This window comes from Methanolobus halotolerans, assembly GCF_004745425.1.
Classification (GTDB): Archaea; Halobacteriota; Methanosarcinia; order Methanosarcinales; family Methanosarcinaceae; genus Methanolobus; species Methanolobus halotolerans.
This window is the reverse complement of the sequence record NZ_PGGK01000010.1, coordinates 1-20,725: the sequence shown is the minus strand read 5'-3', so window position 1 is coordinate 20,725 and position 20,725 is coordinate 1. Positions and strand designations below refer to the sequence as shown.

Sequence of the window (20,725 nt, the reverse complement as noted above, 5' to 3'; positions counted from 1 at the left end):
TCATAATGCACATCGAATATACATATAATGCATATTGCATATAGCCGTTACAAATGAACTATTGTGCGTGTATAAATCTATAAATATTAAAGATAAAGGTAGTGAATTAACGTAAAGGTTGTAAACTGATGTCACTTATCAAAGGAACACAAGCTGAAAAAACCAATGTGTGTATGATCGCATATCGTTCCATACCTAAATTCATGAATCGGTTAAAGATAGCTCAGTCTTTGTGCAGACAAAACTGTAATGTTGATTTCATTTGTATATTAGACGATAATCAACAACCGGAAGAAAAAATAGACTGTGTTAATATTATTCGAATAAATGGCGACCACATAAGAAAAGGATATGCTGATCTGCTAAAAAATTATTTAACCTTTATCGTAAAAGCTTTTATTAAGGTCCTTGATTTGAATAGAACAAAAAGATATTCTTATTTTCATATTCATACACCACCAGATTTTCTTATAGTAATAGCTATTCCCTTCAAACTTATCTATGGCTCCAGGATCATACTGGACCTGCATGATATGCTTCCCGAATCTGTAGAGAGTAATCTGCGTTTCAAAGGAAGTAGTATTTTAACACAAATGGCAAAGATAATTGAGAGATTATCAATCTATTTCTCAGATGCTATCATAGCCACCAATTCTTATGACAAACAGATCATTTCATCCCGGAATAATGTTAATCCTGATAAAATATTTGTTGTGATGAATACGCCAAATTTAGAACAATATACTATAGAAAACGCATTGAAAGAAGATTATGGATATGATAATAAGTTCATTGTCCTGTTTGAAGGGACCATATGGAAAAGAAGGGGCATTCAAACCATTATTGATTCTGTTGACTTGTTAAAGGACAAAATTCCGATTTGTGCACTGATTGTTGGCGATGGCCCATTCATGCAAAACCTCAAAGATATTGTAACTGAAAAAGGTCTCAATAATCACATTAAGTTTACAGGTTGGGTAGATTTAAAGGCACTTTCAAGATACATTTCCATATCAGATGTTTGCGTGATTCCTTTCTTAAAGACAAAGGTCAACGAAAGAGGTGTTCCAAATAAACTGTTTGAATATACTATTCATGATAAACCAGTAGTTGCGTCAAGATTGAAAGGTATGGCTCAAACATTTTCTGAGGAAGAAATATTATTCTATGAACCTGGGAATGCAGATGATCTTGCAGAAAAAATACTATGGTGCTTTAAAAATCCAGATAAGGTAAGGAAGATGACCATTGGCACCAAAAGAAGGTACGAAAAAGAATATTCATGGGACAGAATGGAGAAAGAATTATTGAGATCATATGATTTATTTGGATGGAAGTGTTCTTTATGAACAGAGACAATAATTTTGACTTTACACTCGATAAATATAAGCAGCTCTGCTCTTCGTTAGAAAGGAACAACTTTTCCCCAATCACTCTTGCTGAGTACATGATGGCAAAGGAACTGCCTGATAAATATGTAATGATGCGACATGATATTGACAGGAATCCCCCAAAAGCACTGGAAACTGCCAAGATCGAGCAGGAACTGAATATAAAGGCAACTTACTATTTTAGAACAGTCAATGATAACCTGTTTTGTCCAGAGATCATAACTGAAGTCAGTAGAATGGGACATGAGATCGGATATCATTACGAGGTATTGAATGAGTGTAAGGGAAATTATGAGAATGCAATAGAACTCTTCAAGGCCAATTTAGATAAATTCCAGGATCTGTATGATGTTAAAACTGTTTGTATGCATGGACAACCTTTATCAAAACATGATAATCGGGATCTATGGAAAAAATATGACTATAGGGATTTTGGAATTCTCGGTGAAGCTTATTTGTCTATCGACAATTCTGTTAATTATCTATGTGATACGGGGAGGAACTGGAATTTCGATCATTGTTTGAGAGATTTCATTCCTAATAAAACAGAAAGCATTAAAGTTGACTCGACTGATGACCTTATTGAATTGATCGAAAGTGGTAATGTCAGCAATTTCTATATCCTAACTCATCCGGAAAGATGGTCATCAAATAGTTTTGAATGGGTATTTTTTTATTCAAAGGATATGATAATTAATCTGGGGAAGAAGTTTTTACGAATGGCAAGAACATGGTAGAAGTAACAGAAAATGTTAACGAATATGAGTGGAAAAAATTTCTATACATGTGTGATGATGCAACTATTTACCATACCCCTGAATGGAAACAATTTTTGGAAAAAACGTTTGACTATAAACCCAAATACTTATTTGCAAAAGATGAATGTGGAAATATTGTAGGATTATTGGCCTTGTTCTATGTCAGAAGTAAACTGAGAGGGAATATGCTTTGCACAATGCCATTTACTTACAGTAGTAGTTGTATTGGGTCCGAAGATGTGAGAAATCTTTTGTTAGAAGAGGGGATAAATCTTTACCATGGATTAAATGCTGGATGCATTGAAATTAGAGGTAAAGTAAATCACGATAAATTCCATATTCAAAAATTATTTTGTGTACATACCATAGAACTATCCACTCATCCTAGTGAAGTTTGGCAAAAAATAAGCAGAGGTGCTAGAAGTTCAACTAAAAAACCAATTAAGCACGGGGTTAAGGTTTACTCTACTAAGGACATAAAAGAGTTGAAAAGTTTTTTTGAGCTAAACTGCACTACTAAGAAAAGAATTGGAGTTCCATCTCATCCATGGAAATTTTTTAAAAACCTGTTTGAGCTGATGAATGAATATGTTGTCCTATATGTTGCAAAATATAACAATGAGATCATTGCAGGGGGAATTTTTGAGTATTTTAAAGATACAGTTACTTTTGGATATGCAGCTCACAATCCCAACCACCTGAGTTTACGTCCTAATAACATACTGGTATGGAAAAGTATTGAAGATGCATGTGTAAATAATTATAAATACTACAGTTTTGGACGTACATCATACGATAACAAAGGATTGATGACTTTCAAAGAAAGATGGGGAGCTGTTGAAACTGAATTATATTATAGCTATTACCCAGACATACCGAATCAATTTCTAATGAAGCGTGATAAAATCCAATATAAGGTTGGGACAAAAATATTTAGAGAAATGCCAATTCAACTTTATAAACCTTGTAGCAGTGTACTTTTCCAACATTTGTATTGAAACTTAATTATTTTAACTATTTCAGAGGGTGAATGACTCAGAATATAAATTCTCACAGGAAAAAAAACCACAGCGTTTGCATGATCGCATATCGATCTTTACCTAAAGATATTAACAGGATGAAAATAGCCAGATCACTACAAAATAATGGATATGACGTAGACTTTATTTCTCTGAACTATGGAGACCATCAGGGCCTGGAGAGAATAAATGACATAAATATAATAAGAGTCGCGGAAGAATTGAAAACAGATAATTTCCCAGCTGTTTTCATAAATCATATAGTATTTAGTATGAAAGCATTTTATCGGCTGTTTCTTTCACAAAGCTCAAAGAAATATTCATATTTCCATGTACATAATCCGCCAGATTATCTAATCCTGATAGCCATTCCATTTAAGCTTGTTTATGGTACCAGAATCATTCTGGACCTGCATGATATGCTTCCTGAAGCTGTTGAAAGTAACTTGCAGTTTAAAGGAAGTGGTATTTTAACGAGAACAGCAGAAATCATTGAAAGGTTCGCAATTCATTTTTCAGATGCTATCATAGCCACCAATTCTTATGACAAGCAGATTATTTCATCCCGGAATAGTGTTGATCCTGATAAAATTTTTGTTGTGATGAATACACCAAATTTAGAACAATATACTATAGAAAACGCATTGAAAGAAGATTATGGATATGATAATAAGTTCATTGTCCTGTTTGAAGGGACCATATGGAAAAGAAGAGGTATTCAAACTGTTATAGATGCCGTGAAACTATTAAAAAACACAATCCCTATTTACTTTATAGTTGTCGGCGATGGTCCCTCCCTTCAATATTTAAAAGATATTGTGCTTGAAAAAGATCTTAATGATTCCGTCAAATTTACAGGTTGGGTAGATTTAACGACACTTTCAAAATACATTTCTATCGCAGATGTTTGCGTAATTCCCTTCTTAAAGACAAAGGTCAACGAAAGAGGTGTTCCAAATAAACTGTTTGAATATACTATTCATGACAAACCAATAATCGCATCAAGATTAAAAGGAATGGCTTTGACTTTTTCTGAGAAAGAAATGCTATTTTATGAGCCAGGAAATGCAGATGATCTGGCAGAGAAAATACATTGGTGCTTTAAGAATCCAGAAAAAACCAGGAAGATGATTGTTAGGTCCAAACGAAGATACAAAGAAGAATATTCATGGAATAAAATGGAGAAAGTATTATACGAGTGTTTTCAAAGTGTATAGTCAATGTTGCTTACTGTGGTCGCATTTTAATGTCAGAGATATTTCAGTGAATGGAACAAAATTGGGACTAATTGAAATGTTGATGACAAGATATTTATTGATGAAATCTACTATTTACGTTGGGGGTTGAGAGCGTGGGTATTGGAAATGATAATAATTTTGTATGGGAATCAGAAAAATCTCTTTATGATTGGACAAAAAAAGAGAATTATTGTGGCTGGGACATTTATGATGCATTGAATAGTAAATTCGTCAAGAAAATCTGCATGGATCAAAAACCACTTCAAATAATGGCAACTCAATTTAACAAATATTCTCCACTAAATTTCAGACCTCTCCTTAAGGTAAATAAAGGAGTTGATATGAAGGGCATGGGTCTATTTAATCAATCCTTTTCTAAAATGTATAATATCACAAAGGATGATAAGTATAAGAACGATATTTTAAACGCTATAGAGATTTTTAAAAAGGAGTCGGTCAAATCTGAATATGGTTATGATTGCTGGTCTCACTATTTTAATTACACAAGTGCTGACAAAAACATATTATCCCCCAGAGTACCCGACGTTATCACAACATCTAACGTCATTAAATCACTAGTTGACAGTTATTTCGTACTTCAAAGAGATGATTTGAAAGACATGAGCCAAAGTGCTTATCAGTTCATACGAAATTATCTTTTAAAAGAAACAGAAGATGGCTTTTCCTATTTAATGTACAGTCCATTGGATAAAGACAAAATGGTGATTAATGCTTCTGCTTTAGGATTAGAAACCATATCTAAATTGATGTATTTGTTTGAGAATGATAAAGAAATGAAAGAAATAGCCCGCAATCTCTGTGATCTCTTAATAAAAACACAACGATCAGATGGTTCCTGGGTATACAGTAAATATCATAATGGAAAAGAAAGGATACAAACAGATTTTCATCAGGGATTTATATTGGATGGATTGATCGAATATTTACCGTTTGCTGCCACGGATGAAAAAGCAACTGTACTTGAAACGGTCCAAAAGGGTATAGACTTTTATCGAAACAAGCAATTCCTTGAAGATGGCAGATGTCATTTCCGATATCCTCGATTTTATCCGATCGACACTCATAGTCAGGCCCAGGGAATAATCACTTTCAGTAAATTCAGTCTCTACGAACCCGAATACTTAGATTTTGCAGAGAAAATTGCCAGGTGGACCATTTCAAATATGCAGGATGATTCAGGTTACTTCTACTATTACAAACATCGGTTTTTCACAAACAAAATCCCTCATATGAGGTGGTGTCAGGGTTGGATGATGTTAGCTTTGTCAACGTATCTGGAAAGAGCAGAGATGGTAAAATGACAAGGGTACTAATGTGTGGACCGATTGCAAAAGCAGGAGGTGTTTCAGCACATACTATTAATTTGACGAATTCACTACTAAGAACAGGCTCAACTGTAATTCCATACAGCTTTCTGGGAGACTCAAAAAAAGAATTGGAGCCTTCTGAAGTAAATGGTTTCAGAAAAACATATTACAGAACATTAGGATTGATCATTGAATCTTATAAGAAAAGAAGTGAATACGATATAATTCATATCCAGACCTCGGGTGGTATTTTCAGTTTCATATCTTCAATTAGCGGAATCGCAGCAGCTAAAATGTTAAAAAAACATTCCGTTGTCACATTCCATTTTTCATGGATCGATTTCTATAAAAGATATCATGGAATTATCAGTTTTGTAATTCAAAATTGTGATACGTTTGTTACTGTTTCGGAAAGGAACAAACGATTATTGCTGGATTATGTTGCTGATAACTGTGCATCGAGAATAAAAGTCATACCGAATGGTTATGATGACAGTTTGTTCAAGCCCCTTTTGAAAGAAGATTCCAAAAAGAAGCTTCAAATTCCCTCTGAATCGATTGTCATTGTAAGTATTGGCAATTTGTTGCCGCATAAAGGACATAAGAATCTGATCGAGGCTGTAAGCATACTGAAACAAAAGTTCCAGCTGGACAATCTGCTGTGCTATATTGTAGGAAACGGTCCTAGCTACAACGAATTAGAGAGTTTGATAAAAGAGTATTCTCTTGAAGATTCTGTAATTCTTACTGGAAGAGTTAAATGGGATGATTTACCACTATATCTGAATTCTTCAGAAACATTGATATTTCCAAGCTTTTTAGATGGAGAAAGTTTTGGTATTGTCCAGATCGAAGCAATGGGATGTGGGAAGCCTGTTGTTGCCACTCGCAATGGTGGTAGTGAAGAAGTTGTAATTTCTGATGATTACGGACTACTCGTTGAACCTGGTGATTCACAGGATCTGGCGGAGAAGATAGGCATTGCTTTGGATAAAAAGTGGGATCAAGAGAAAATTCTGAGTCATGTCCAACAATATCAGTGGGAGAATATAGCTAAGCAAATCCAACATATTTATACTTCCACACCACGTAAATAATATTGTGAATAGAGATGTTATTTTATAAACCTTCTCTGAAAATTTATAATCTGGAATTTCTCTGTTAAGAATCATCCATATTTGACTATGAGCAGTGATAAAAGGTTAGTTAACTTAATGAGGTAGACAATGATCATTAAGGTTCAAAAACCACTTCGAGATAATATTATCATTAATTTAGCTTTAGTTTTGCCATTTCTAATCATTTTTGCTATATTAAGTGGTGTTCTGGCAGCAGTTATCCTCAATAGACTTGACTTACTTATAAGAGGTTCAATAGTAGCAGTTCCAGGAATATTTGCTGCAATTACTTTATCTTATATTTATAAAAACTCAAATGAAAGAAAAGAGCATTCTTCTGGTTTACTCAACTTCAGTGAAAAGAATTGCATTAAATTATATTGTATATTTTATTTATCAAGTCTCATCATCCTGTTCATGTCTCCTACTCGACCTTTAGAATATTTAATAATTATATTAATATTATATTTTGTGATCTTTATTCAGATATTCACTAAATCAAGTAGTTCCCATATGGTTTTGTTTGAAATATTCTTGCTGCTATTAAATTTAATATATAGTGTTACTTTAAAGTATCCATTATACTTTGGTGGAACTGATATATTGCCACATATGTTCCTATCAGAAGTAACTTTTTTGTCAGGTCACACTATCCCTATGGATTTAAGTAGTGCTTATGCAAACTTTCCATTATTTCATATTTTTATATCCGAGGTTTCATACTTACTTGGTTCCAGCATCCAGAGTTCTTATTTTCTAATAACAGCACCTGCGTTTGCAATTTCTGTATTTTTTGTGTATTTAGTGATGATTAATATATCCAACGATAAGAGAGTTTCATTATTATCATCTTTGCTTTTTTCAACTTTTAGTGTTACTATTTATTCTGGCATGTATATGGTGACACGAACTATGGCATTTATTGGTTTTATTGTCATACTATATTTAATATACAATAGAAATAGCAAACATTCACCTCTTTTAAAAATATTAGGCCTTTTATTCGGAATGTTTATTATATTAGTTCATCAGGTATCAATACCACAAATAATTGTCATCTTCTTCCTAATTCTATTTGTTGAAATAGTACTAGGTAAGATAATGCAAGACAAAAGTAGCTATATAAGTAAAACATACGTGCTACTTCTGATAGTTAGTTTCATTGCTTATTGGCTTTTTGTAAGCTATGCCTTTACTCAATCATTAACGGCAATGTACTTTGATTCTACAAATTATGAGTCTTTGTCAATGAAACCAACTATCCAGGCAGGTAACCAATGGTCTTTTATTTTCAACAACATAGGCTATTCTGTAGTTACTTTTTTAGCACTCGTAGGAATCGGAGGGACATGGTATGTACATCAAAAAAGTTACCTACAGGTATTTGCTTTAATTTCGCTGTTGATACTACCACTATATATCCCCACTCCTTTGCAACTTTTCTGGAATACAATGACATTCTTTAGGTTTGATAGATTTATATTGTTAGTGAGCCCATTCATAGCTTTTATGATGGCCTTGGGTTTAACTTACTTAATGGAACTTCTTCAATCTAAAAAGGTAAGTAAAAATTATTTTTACACTATTTCACTTTTACTTCTATCAGTACTTGTGGTTTCTTCAATAATATCCACATCTCCGGAGCCTAATTATAGCATAGACTCTGAAAGAAGATATTTTGATTCAGCGGAAGTAGCTTGTTTCAACCATATCTTAGAGTATGTCCCATATGGTTCCCAATTATATTCAGATTATTTTACTAGAAGATATATACCATTCCAAAAGTTTAGTCAGACTGAAAGTTTAGGGCTGCCCTATTATAATAATAGTTTTCGGACTTCTCTTAGCGTGCGCAATATTCAGAGAAATAGTGGATATATTGTCTGGCGCAATAAAGCTTTCCTTGAGTCCGGTTTAAGAGTAGGGGATGGAGGAATGGTGGATATTATATCAGATATTCCAGAATGGGATAGGATGAACTCAGAGTTTGAAAAAAGGAATAAACTTTACTCAAATTCTCATGCAGAGGTATTTTATTAAAAGTCCTGTTCAAATCGAGTGAATTTTATGCATTTCAATTAAAGGCGGTAGTATGGTCAAAATTTGTATGTTAGTCACAAATCCTTGTATAAACGACGCAAGAGTATTAAAAGAGGCCACATCCCTCTCAAAAGACGGATATGAGTTAGTTATCCGGGCAATATCCAATGATGGAATACTGCCGGTTCAACAAAAGGATGGTTTTTGCATAAAAAGGATGAACAGGAAAATTAGACAAAATACTCTACTGGGAAAGCTTTCGTATTCATCAAAGTTCATCTATCATTCAATAAAAGAAAACGCAGACATTTATCATGCGCATGACATGAGTACCTTATTAGAATGCTATATTGCTTCAAAATGGAACAGATCAAAAGTAATTTATGACTCTCATGAATTATTCATTAGGAATTTTGATAATAAAAAGAACTATAAGAACCCATACTTTTATCTAGAGCGTTTCCTTATCAAAAAAGTGGATCTGGTAATTACTGTCAATGATTTTATAGCCAAAGAATTACAACAGCGCTATAGCCTTAAAAATGCTCCCTCTGTGATCATGAACTGTCCCTCTTTATACAATTCCAACGAATTCGATACAAAAAGTGAACTTCGGTCAAAGTGTAATAGCAAAAATGTTGTTGTTTTCCAGGGTGTTATAAGGGAAGGCCTGGGTTTGAGAAATCTTATAAGATCGATTGGCTATTTGAATAACGATTATAAGTTACTCATTATTGGTGATGGACCTATCCTTGATGAACTGATCGACTTGTCCAAACAACTATCATTAGACCACAAAATATATTTTACAGGGAAAGTTCCCCACGAAGAATTGCTTTCATATACAAAAATCGCACATCTTGGTCTGATCTATCCTGAAAAATATAATTTAAGCCATTATTACATGGCCCCAAACAAATTCTTTGAATACATTCATGCCAACATTCCAGTATTAGTTCCAGACTATCCATTTCTGAGAGAGAATGTACTGAAATACGGGATTGGCCTGTTAGCGGATAGTGAGAATCCAGAGGATTTTGCAAAACATATTACAGAAGTTTTCAGCGATAGAAAAAAATATGCTAATATGAAGCGAAATACCGAAACTGCAAAAAACAACTTGAACTGGGAAAATGAAGAAAAAAAACTGATAGAACTGTACAGTGGATTATAAGTGATTCTCAGAAGTAACACTGATAATACAAATTTACACTGGATAAGAACTCTAAAACAAAAGGATTAAGAAATGAAATATTCAGAGGCAAAAGAGAATGAGAGCCCAGCACATCAAAAAAAGGATAAAAGCTTTGCATCTGATGTCTTAACACTCGTTGGTGGAACAGCTTTTGCTCAGATAGTCGCTCTGTTGGCAGCTCCCATACTTACAAGGCTTTATGGACCAGAGGATTTTGGAGTATGGGCTCTATTCATTTCCGTTACCGGAATCATAGGAGTTATTGCCTGTCTGAGATATGAACTCTCAATAATGCTGCCAGAGTCAGATGAAGATGCTGTAAATCTTCTCGCCCTTAGTCTTGCAATTGTCCTATTAATATCGATAATAACAATTCCATTAATATACGTGTTCAAGAACTCTCTTGTTTTAGTTCTCAATTCTCCTCAACTTGGAGATTATGTATGGCTGATACCTCCGTTTATCTTTATTAGTGGGGTATTTCTTGCGCTGAATTACTGGAACTCCAGAACAAAAAAATTTAAAAGATTATCTTTTGCTCGCGTTTCCAGCTCACTTTCATCAACAGGAACCCAGATAGGTGCCGGTATTGGTGGATATGCAACAGGTATTGGCTTGATTGCAGGAAGTTTGGTTGGGAACTTTATCTCTACAATTGTCCTTGGAGCACAGATCTGGAAAGATGATAACAAACTATTCAGAACATACACTAATCCAAAAATGATGTTACAGGGTCTGAAAAGACACCGGAAATTCCCACTGATTGACAGCTGGTCTGCTCTTCTGAATTCCATATCGTGGCAACTTCCTGCATTTTTACTTGCATTTTTTTTCTCACCTGCCATTGTAGGATTCTACTCACTGGGCTTCCGTCTGCTTCAAATGCCTATGAACTTCGTCGGTAAATCACTTTCACAGGTGTTCTTCCAGAGAGCTTCAATTGCCAGTTCTGAAAATAACTTGAATTCACTTGTCGAAAATGTGTTTAGGGTCCTCGTGATAGTGGGAATGTTTCCCATACTTACTGTTACGGTTGTAGGAAGTGATATTTTCAGCGTGGTCTTTGGACAGGAGTGGACCGAAGCAGGAGTATATGCACAGATCCTGAGCATATGGGCTTTTGTATGGTTCATTTCCTCTCCGTTGAGTTCGATCTATGTGGTATTGGAAAAACAACAATTTGGCCTCAAATTCAATGCTTTCAATTTCGCGACTAGGATATTATCCCTTTCAATTGGAGGCTATCTGGGTAATGCAAGGATAGCCTTGATCCTTTTTGCCGTATCGGGTGTTCTGGTATATGGATATTTATGTCTGAAGATGATGCATTATGCAGAAGTGAAAATGTCCAGAGTAGTAAAGATAATTATTTCTAATTTACTATATTTCATCCCTGCAGGAATTATTCTTATATTTTTGAAACTGTACGGAGTGGACCAGTTTATCATAGTAGGAGCATCTGGTATGCTTGTTGCCAGTTATTATCTATATATTATCGCAACAGACAAGCAACTACGTTTAAGAACCTACCTTTTTTAACTTATTTCCTTAAAGGACATATTCATTTTTAAAAACCGGGCTTTAAAGAGCTGGAAATGCACTTGCTGTTCCCGCTTTTTTCTAAGATACAATTGAAGCCTTTGTTGCTCTTAAAAGAACAAATTATATCAAAGATCTGCCAGATTCTGACAACATGAATTACAATTAACATTTACAGCTTTAATATATTGTAAATAATAATTTTCTGTTGAAAAAAGTCCTAAAAAGGCTTTAAAATGATTTCCGAGTAACTTAAAGTCTTTTTTGAACCTGCAAGGATATATATACTCCAAAGCATATTATCGAGGAGCTCGTCACAAAATATAGTTACCCCACTTGACCCCATGACGAAATAACGACACATCCCCAACGTGTCATACATGTTTTTCTTCAAAGGACAAGTTTGACCCATAGACTTGTTTTTGACAGCTTGACCCAGATAACCGAAAAACGGCTATTGCATACTCAATAGTGAGAGGTCTAAAATGGTTTATAGAAGAAAGATCACAAGCTTTTTAATGCTTTGTCTGCTCCTTGGCTTAAGCCTTGGGACAGCAATTGCTTCAGCGGGCGACACCACCGCCGGTGAAGAGAACAACTACACAGTGAGCGCTTCCAAAGACAACACCATTTCATCAGTAACGTCCATTTATGTTTCCAGTGATGGCAGTGGTGACTACAATTGCGATGGAATAGCTGACCAGGTGGAAATTAATGAAGCATTACAAGATGCCAATAAAAATGCTATTAGTACAGTATACCTGAAATCAGGGACTTATATTATAGACGATAGTATTAAGGTTCCTAATGATATGACACTGACAGGTGATTCAGATGCAACTGTGAAACTCATTGCAAATTGGGACGTTACACGTGCTGATATGTTCACACCAATGATCACAGGAACAGTCACGATCAGTCAAAATATTACGATTTGCGGATTCACATTAGACGGTAACAAATATAATCAAGATGTAATAACTGCAATGAAAGAAATTGACTCCTTCCCAGCTATTCAATATTATGATTCGGAGCGTATTACAATCAAAGATATGGTAATTAGAGAAATACCGGGAGATGGTATCAAGCTTAACGGTGGAAAAAGCCACCATCAGATTCTGAATAATACTATCCATGATACCGGCCATGATGACATTTTCATAAAGTATGGAAACCATGATATCGTTGATGGTAACACACTCTCCCTTGTTGCGCACGATTGTGGAATCAGGCTTGATGATTCCGCAAATATGAAGGTTACAAACAACACTATGTGGGTTGACAAAGATGCCCTTTACGGATGTTCTGGCATATATTTACTAAAACACGACAATAGCTATGATTCATATAATACTACAATTGCCTATAACACCATATACGACACACGCGAAATGGGTATTGTATTAGCAATAGGTGCGGGTGCTAACGATTTGCCTGCCACAAGTGCAAGAGATGTACATATCCACCACAATACCATCCATGGTGCAGGTACCAATTACAGGGTCGGATATCCCTATGGAGGAGGTATCTGGTTAGATGGATGGACCGATACAATCATCGAGAACAATGTCATTGACGGTAGTATGGGAGATGGAATAGCATATGGCCAGAGATTCGCCAATACCCAAAGTGCTACCTACAAAACAATTGTGAGGAATAACATCATCACAAACACTGTAGACTCACCCGTCCTGACCAATGATGGTTATGGCATCAACAACCGTCTTGGCAGCAACTACAGGTTCGTTCTGGAAAACAATGTTGTCTGGAACAATGTGAACGGGAACTACAATAATATTGATTCATATGATACCGATATAAATGCAGACCCACTCTTCGCAGACCCCTCAGACCGTGACTACCACTTAAAGAGTGCTGCAGGAAGATGGTCCGATGGTGACTGGATACTTGATCCGGTAACAAGTCCGGCTATCGATGCAGGACATCCAGTGTCTGATTACAGTAACGAGCCCGGACCAAACGGTAACATGATCAACATTGGAAGATACGGTAACACTGCAGAAGCATCCAGAAATACTTCCGATACCAGTTCGAATAATATTTCTGAGAATATTTCGGATGAGCCAACTTCAGTGAATGATAATCGTGCACCAATAATCACCCTCTTTGAGCCTGCAGATGCTGCTGAGTTTAAAGAAGGAGATACTGTCAATATCAGCGTAGAGGCAGTTGATTCTGAAGGTGACGAACTCATCTACAGTATTGTCATCGATGGCTTGGAGGTCAGCACTTCCACAACCTATGAATGGGAGCTTGAAGATTCATCTGCAGGCTCGCATACCATTGAGGTCACTGTGAGCGATGATGTGAACACCGTCACCAGTTCCCATACCGTTTCAGTAACTGATAAATGATGTAAACGATTACATAACCTTCTATGGTCCTGATCGAAACAATCAGGATCATAGGCTATAACTAAGTATTGACGACACTGCATCTAACAAATAGCACCCGATAATAACGAGAGTGCAGATGTTGAAAATACTCTGAGTTTCACTGTCAGTATCTCGGATGGTGATGCTCTTATTTATTTTACATAGGTCTGCCTGAAGTAAGGCTTTTATATTCACAATGAAACTGAAGCATGATACAAATTGCAGATCAGACAGCTATAAACTGTCATTTTTGAAGTAACAGATGGACAGGTTTGGATCAGAAATATCAATCAATATGAATCGTGGAAACATTACTCCATACAGAGGTCTGGAGTGAAAATAATATTTATTTTTAATTCATTGTGTTCAAACCCTGCATGAACTTGTCTTTAGTCCTGAAAATGCTCAAGTAAATAGTCTGCTAGTAGATACGTCTGCTTTGCTGATTGCTACTTAATGAGTAAGTCGTTCATGGACATGTAACTATAACTTATGTCCATAAAGTTATACAGTTATATACAATGCTATATATATTATGAGTCCTATATAACGGAGTTTGAGGACCAATCAAAACTAAAAACGGTCATCAGTAAGGTGGTCTTTAATGACAAAAAACGTAAAAAAAGTACTAATTGGGTTATTTGTGCTATTGTGCATCAATGCTCCTCTGGCCCAAGCTGACTCTTCATCACCAGTCACATCTGTAGCTACAGATGGCAGTGGTGATTATAATTGTGACGGGACAGCTGACCAGGTGCAAATTAATGCAGCATTACAATATGCAAAGAACAACAATATCGACACAGTATACTTGAAATCAGGAACCTATACTATAGACGACAGTATCAGAATTCCAGATGGCATGACACTGACAGGCGATCCGGATGCAACTGTGGAACTGATTGCGAACTGGGACGTTACACGTTCTGACATGTTCACACCAATGATCACAGGGACAAATGCATTCAGTGGAGTCTACAAAAGCGGTTCACATATCACAATTACTGGATTTACGGTGGATGGTAACAAATATAATCAAGATGTAATAACTGCAATGAAAGAAGTTGATTCCTTCCCTGCAATCCAATTCTATAATTCAGAATATATTACGATCAAAGACATGATGATCAGAAATATAGCGGGGGACGGTATCAGACTCAATGGTGGAAAAAGCCACCATCAGATTCTGAATAATACTATCCATGATACCGGCCATGATGACATTTTCATAAAATATGGAAATTACGATGTAATTGATGGTAACATACTCTCACGGGTTGCCCACGATTGTGGCATCAGGCTCGATGATGCTACAAATACAATGGTTACAAACAATACCATGTGGACAGACAAAGATGCCCTTTACGGATGTTCCGGCATATATCTGCTAAAACATAACCTTCCAAATCGCGATATGTACAATATAACAATCGCATACAATACAATATATGACACTCGCGAAATGGGTATTGTATTAGCAATAGGCAAGGATGCTAACGATTTGCCTGCCACAAGTGCAAGAGATGTACACATCCATCACAACACCATTAATGGTGCAGGTACCAATTACAGGGTCGGATACCCTTATGGAGGAGGAATATGGTTAGATGGATGGACTGATACCATCATCGAGAACAATGTAATTGACGGTAGTATGGGAGATGGAATAGCATATGGCCAGAGATTCGCCAATACCCAGAGTGCTACCTATACAACAATTGTGAGGAATAACATTGTCACAAACACTGTAGACTCACCCGTCCTGACCAATGATGGTTATGGCATCAACAACCGTCTTGGCAGCAACTACAGGTTCGTTCTGGAAAACAACCTGGTCTGGAACAATGTGAACGGGAACTACAATAATGTTGGATCACATGATACCGATATAAATGCAGACCCACTCTTCGCAGACCTCTCAAACCGTGACTACCACTTAAAGAGTGCTGCAGGAAGATGGTCCGATGGTGACTGGATACTTGATCCGGTAACAAGTCCCGCTATCGATGCAGGCCATTCAGTGTCTGATTACAGTAACGAGCCCGGACCAAACGGTAACAGGATCAACATTGGAAGATACGGTAACACTGCAGAAGCATCCAAGAGTGCTTTCGGTAATCCAACTATAGCCTACGATAACCGGCTTCGTGAAGCTTCTCCTGATGTCAACATTGGAGGAAGCAGTTTTGCCGATATCGGAAATCTTGATGGCGTAGGAAGTTACAGGGATGTTATGTGGTTCGACCTGAGCGAATATAGCTCAACAGATACGATCACAAATGCAACACTTTCCCTGTACTGGTATTATCCTGCAAACACCACAAGAGGCAGTGATACTATAGTAGAGATCTACAGGCCGGCAGACTGGAACCCGCAGTACGTAAGCTGGAACAACAGAGACGAAAATACACCATGGGACAACCTGGGTGGAGACTGGTTCGACAGCAATGGTGTAGCTCAGGGTGATGTACCTTATTCATCAATGACCTTCAACGCTGGCGACATGCCTGACAACAGACATTATGAGTTTGATGTCACAGAACTTGTGCAGGACTATGTAAATGGAGAATACGAAAATACCGGCTTTTTCCTGAAAGCACGGGATGAGAACAACAACTACATAGCCTTCTACAGTTCTGAATGGAGCATCCCCGAGCAGAGGCCACAGATGAATATTGACAGCACATCGTCTGAAAACACAGAACCTGACAACACGGAACCTGTCCTGGAAACTATTGGCAACAGGACCGTAGATACCGGAGATACACTGAGTTTCACTGTCAGCGCCTTTGATGCTGATGGAGATACTCTCACTTACTCTGCATCGGATCTCCCCGAAGGTGCAACCTTTGACAGTGCAACCGGAAGCTTTAGCTGGACACCGGCTGCAGCTCAGGCTGGCGACCATATCGTCACATTTGAAGTGACAGATGGACACGCAATTGGATCGGAAACTATTACCATCACGGTGATGAGCAGTGAAGACATTACTCCAACTCCGGGTATAGTGTACGACAACAGACTGCGTGAAGCCTCTTCTGATTCCAACCTTGCAGAAAGCAGTTATATTGACATAGGAAATCTTAATGGCATAGGTAGTTACAGGGATGTTATGTGGTTCGACCTGAGCGAATATAGCTCAACAGATACGATCACAAATGCAACGCTTTCCCTGTACTGGTATTATCCTGCAAACACCACAAGAGGCAGTGATACTATAGTAGAGATCTACAGGCCGGCAGACTGGAACCCGCAGTACGTAAGCTGGAACAACAGAGATGAAAATACACCATGGGACAACCTGGGTGGAGACTGGTTCGACAGCAATGGCGTAGCTCAGGGTGATGTACCTTATGCATCAATGACATTCAACGCTGGCGACATGCCTAACAACAGACATTATGAGTTTGATGTCACAGAACTTGTGCAGGACTATGTAAGTGGAGAATACGAAAATACCGGCTTTTTCCTGAAAGCACGGGATGAGAACAACAACTACATAGCCTTCTACAGTTCTGAATGGAGCATCCCCGAGCAGAGGCCACAGATGAATATTGACAGCACGGTAGCCAGCAATAATCGTGCACCAATAATCACCCTCTTTGAGCCTGCAGATGCTGCTGAGTTTGAAGAAGGAGATACTGTCAATATCAGCGTAGAGGCAGTTGATGCTGAAGATGACGAACTCATCTACAGTATTGACATCGATGGCTTGGAGGTTAGCACTTCCGCAAGCTACGAATGGTACCTTGACCATGCATCCGCAGGGTCACATGTCATTGAGGTCACTGTGAGCGATGGCGTGAACATCGTCACCAGTTCCCATACCGTTTCAGTGACTGATGTGCACCCAAGATGGGATGTAAACGAGGACGGAGTTGTAGATATTCAGGATATCAATCTGATATGTCAGAATAGTGGTCCAGTATACACAACACCCCTTCCACGATGGGACGTCAATCAGGATGGAACCGTGGACATCCAGGACGTTTCTATTGTAGTAGATCACTTCGGTGAAACTGTGAATTGAGGCGCATGCTTTGCGCCACTTTTTTATTTCTTTTTAATTAATATACATTTACATGAAAGATAACATGATAAATGGTTTATACCTCCAAATGCTTATATATTTACATGCAATACTCGATTGCGCACAGTATATTCTTTATATCTTGCATCAGTGCGGTTATAGCCTATGCAATCCTTGAAGTCTTCTTCCGAAAAGAATTTTCACATAAGAATTATATGCACATCCTATTGCTGCTGTTTGTAGGAAGTGGTGGTGCGCTGTTGTCGGACCATATGGCGGTGCACAGCACCTTTACAGGTGGTCCTATAGAGCAAGCTAGTATTGGCCCTGCTTCAGCAAATTCCATATCCACATCTGTGCCAGGTATAACTGTAGCCATAGATGGCAGTGGTGACTACAATTGTGACGGGACAGCTGATCAGGTGGAAATTAATGAAGCATTACAAGATGCAAAGAACAATAATTTCGACACAGTATACCTGAAATCAGGAACTTATACTATAGACGATAGTATTGAAATTCCGGATGATATGACACTGACAGGCGATCCGGATGCAACTGTGAAACTCATTGCAAATTGGGACGTTACACGTGCTGATATGTTCAAATCAATGATTACAGGAACAACAGTGATTACTGGAAATTTCAATAAGGGTTCAAACATTACAATTAGCGGGTTTACATTAGATGGCAATAAACATAACCAAAATACAATATCAGAAATGAAAGCTATTGATTCCTTCCCAGCGATTCAGTTTTATTATTCAGAGTATATTACGATCAAAGACATGGTGATCAAAGAAATACCAGGAGACGGCATTAGATTAAACAATGGGATAAGTCATCACAAGGTTTTAAATAACTTGATTTATGATACCGGTCATGATGACATTTTCATAAAGCATGGAAATTACGATGTTGTTGATGGTAACACACTCCCCCTTGTTGCGCACGATTGTGGGATCAGGCTTGATGATTCTACAAATATAATGGTTACAAACAACACCATATGGACAGACAGCACTGCACTTTATGGACTTTCTGGGATATACTTATTAAAACAGGACTCTGATAATGACTCATATAATATTACAATTGCATATAACGCAATATATGACACTCGGGAAATGGGTATTGTACTAGCCACAGCCAGAGGTGCTAACAATATGCCAGTCACAAGTGCAAGAGACGTACATATCCATAACAACATTATATATGGGTCAGGTACAAATTATAGAACCGGACATCCATATGGAGGAGGCATCTGGTTGGATGGATGGAACAATACAACTGTTGAAAATAATATCATTGACGGCAGTATGGGAGATGGCATTGCATATGCTCAAAGATTCTCAGGTCATAATGATACTGCTATCTATACAACATTTGTAAGAAATAATATCATCATGAATACTGTCAATTCTCCCATCCAGACCGGTGATGGTTATGGCATCAGCAACCGTCTTGGAAGTAACTATAATTTCGTCCTGGAAAACAACGTTGTCTGGAACAATGAAAATGGGAACTATAATAATATCAGTTCACATGATACTGACATTAATATAAACCCGCTATTCGCCGATCCCTGGAACTATATAAACTACAAGGTATCCCTATGGCGGTGGCACCTGACCAGGTGAATGAATACTACATTCAGCCAGGTATTTCAAAGGGTAACAAGACCACTCATCAATACTGGATATGTAATATATAGTACACCACATCCTCAATACGTTTTTATTAATATATATTTACCTTAAAGATAACATGATAAATGGTTTATAGTTTCAAGCACCTATCCATTATCATGCCATACCCGGTTGCACACATTATGTTCTTTGCACTTTGCATCAGTGCAGTTATGATCTATTCAGTTCTTGGAGCTTTCTTCCGTAAAGAACTTTCACGTAAGAATTATATGCATATCTTATTGCTGCTGTTTGTAGGAAGTGGTGGCGCGCTGTTGCCAGATATTATGGCTGCGTACGGTATCTTAACAGGCGGTTCTCTGGAACATTGTACAATTGGTCCTGTTTCAACGCATTCCCTGCTTTTCAGTTCTTCTGCAATCCTGTTTGGAATTGTTGTTGGATATGTGGCGTACAGAAATTCATCCAAGGCGGCATACATGGGCGTATTTGCAGGATCTGCATTCCTTTCACACCTATTACTGGATGATCTCGCAAGATATGAAATGGACTATTTTTATCCATTCTATCAGCCCATCAGTATATTCTCATATCTGGATTCGGAAGTCGCCAGGACTGATTTCCTACATTATGAGCTGGCATCCTATGCATTCGTATTATCTATCTTTCTTGTAATAATGATAGCATTGTTTGCATTGAGCCATCTTGGTTTTGAGTTCAGGTACAAGTCAGACAAGTGATACTGTCCGTACTTTTTCTCGAAATACCGGACCGTATCTGTAAAATAATTTTTGGCCAGAATATTTGTGGAGATATCGTTACAGTTTATATTATAATAAAAAAGCATTTCACGGCTCTGTAGAAAACCTATTTCCTACTTAATTTAGTCCGTAATCATTTAAAAAGGATAAAACCCCAAAGTGTTAACTTGCTAGCGAAAACACAAAGGGGATGTTTAGTGTTTTGTCTAATAAGTACTTAAACTTTGTTGATGCAGCGCTAGCTGCATCAGGAAACTCACATT

13 protein-coding genes are annotated in these 20,725 nt (G+C 37.2%); all 13 read left to right on the top strand.

The genetic code is table 11. From position 1 onward, the window contains the following. Positions 1-128 precede the first annotated feature (128 nt). On the top strand, positions 129-1,349 hold the full coding sequence (locus tag CUN85_RS09420; RefSeq protein WP_135390076.1) for a glycosyltransferase family 4 protein: 1,221 nt from the start codon (positions 129-131) through the stop codon (positions 1,347-1,349). Continuing rightward, positions 1,346-2,128 carry a hypothetical protein gene (locus tag CUN85_RS09415; protein WP_135390075.1) on the top strand — a complete coding sequence of 261 codons (783 nt, stop codon included), beginning with the start codon at positions 1,346-1,348 and terminating at the stop codon, positions 2,126-2,128. Before CUN85_RS09420 ends, CUN85_RS09415 begins: the two co-directional genes overlap by 4 nt. Continuing rightward, complete coding sequence (locus CUN85_RS09410; RefSeq protein ID WP_135390074.1) at positions 2,122-3,147, top strand: lipid II:glycine glycyltransferase FemX; 1,026 nt, start codon at positions 2,122-2,124, stop codon at positions 3,145-3,147. Before CUN85_RS09415 ends, CUN85_RS09410 begins: the two co-directional genes overlap by 7 nt. A gap of 119 nt (positions 3,148-3,266) precedes the next feature. Further along, positions 3,267-4,385, top strand: a complete 1,119-nt coding sequence (locus CUN85_RS09405; protein WP_167848851.1) for a glycosyltransferase family 4 protein — start codon at positions 3,267-3,269, stop codon at positions 4,383-4,385. 134 nt (positions 4,386-4,519) lie between these two features. Then, positions 4,520-5,728 carry a hypothetical protein gene (locus CUN85_RS09400; protein WP_235856275.1) on the top strand — a complete coding sequence of 403 codons (1,209 nt, stop codon included), beginning with the start codon at positions 4,520-4,522 and terminating at the stop codon, positions 5,726-5,728. Continuing rightward, positions 5,674-6,831, top strand: a complete 1,158-nt coding sequence (locus CUN85_RS09395; RefSeq protein ID WP_135390072.1) for a glycosyltransferase family 4 protein — start codon at positions 5,674-5,676, stop codon at positions 6,829-6,831. The genes CUN85_RS09400 and CUN85_RS09395 overlap by 55 nt, the downstream gene beginning before the upstream one ends. A gap of 129 nt (positions 6,832-6,960) precedes the next feature. Next, positions 6,961-8,892 carry a hypothetical protein gene (locus CUN85_RS09390; protein ID WP_135390071.1) on the top strand — a complete coding sequence of 644 codons (1,932 nt, stop codon included), beginning with the start codon at positions 6,961-6,963 and terminating at the stop codon, positions 8,890-8,892. Positions 8,893-8,959: 67 nt separating this feature from the next. Continuing rightward, positions 8,960-10,066 carry a glycosyltransferase gene (locus tag CUN85_RS09385; protein ID WP_167848850.1) on the top strand — a complete coding sequence of 369 codons (1,107 nt, stop codon included), beginning with the start codon at positions 8,960-8,962 and terminating at the stop codon, positions 10,064-10,066. 72 nt (positions 10,067-10,138) lie between these two features. Further along, positions 10,139-11,626, top strand: a complete 1,488-nt coding sequence (locus CUN85_RS09380) for a lipopolysaccharide biosynthesis protein (protein WP_135390069.1) — start codon at positions 10,139-10,141, stop codon at positions 11,624-11,626. A 485-nt stretch (positions 11,627-12,111) separates the two neighbouring features. Then, positions 12,112-14,001: a right-handed parallel beta-helix repeat-containing protein gene (locus CUN85_RS09375; RefSeq protein WP_135390068.1), complete on the top strand. Its 1,890-nt coding sequence runs from the start codon at positions 12,112-12,114 to the stop codon at positions 13,999-14,001. A 625-nt stretch (positions 14,002-14,626) separates the two neighbouring features. Further along, entirely contained in the window at positions 14,627-18,052 is a 3,426-nt protein-coding gene (locus CUN85_RS09370; RefSeq protein ID WP_135390067.1) for a disaggregatase related repeat-containing protein, read from the top strand. Positions 18,053-18,312: 260 nt separating this feature from the next. Beyond that, positions 18,313-19,692 carry a right-handed parallel beta-helix repeat-containing protein gene (locus tag CUN85_RS09365; protein WP_167848849.1) on the top strand — a complete coding sequence of 460 codons (1,380 nt, stop codon included), beginning with the start codon at positions 18,313-18,315 and terminating at the stop codon, positions 19,690-19,692. A gap of 167 nt (positions 19,693-19,859) precedes the next feature. Continuing rightward, positions 19,860-20,441, top strand: coding sequence for a metal-dependent hydrolase (locus tag CUN85_RS09360; protein ID WP_135390065.1), 582 nt, complete (start codon positions 19,860-19,862; stop codon positions 20,439-20,441). Positions 20,442-20,725: the final 284 nt, after the last annotated feature.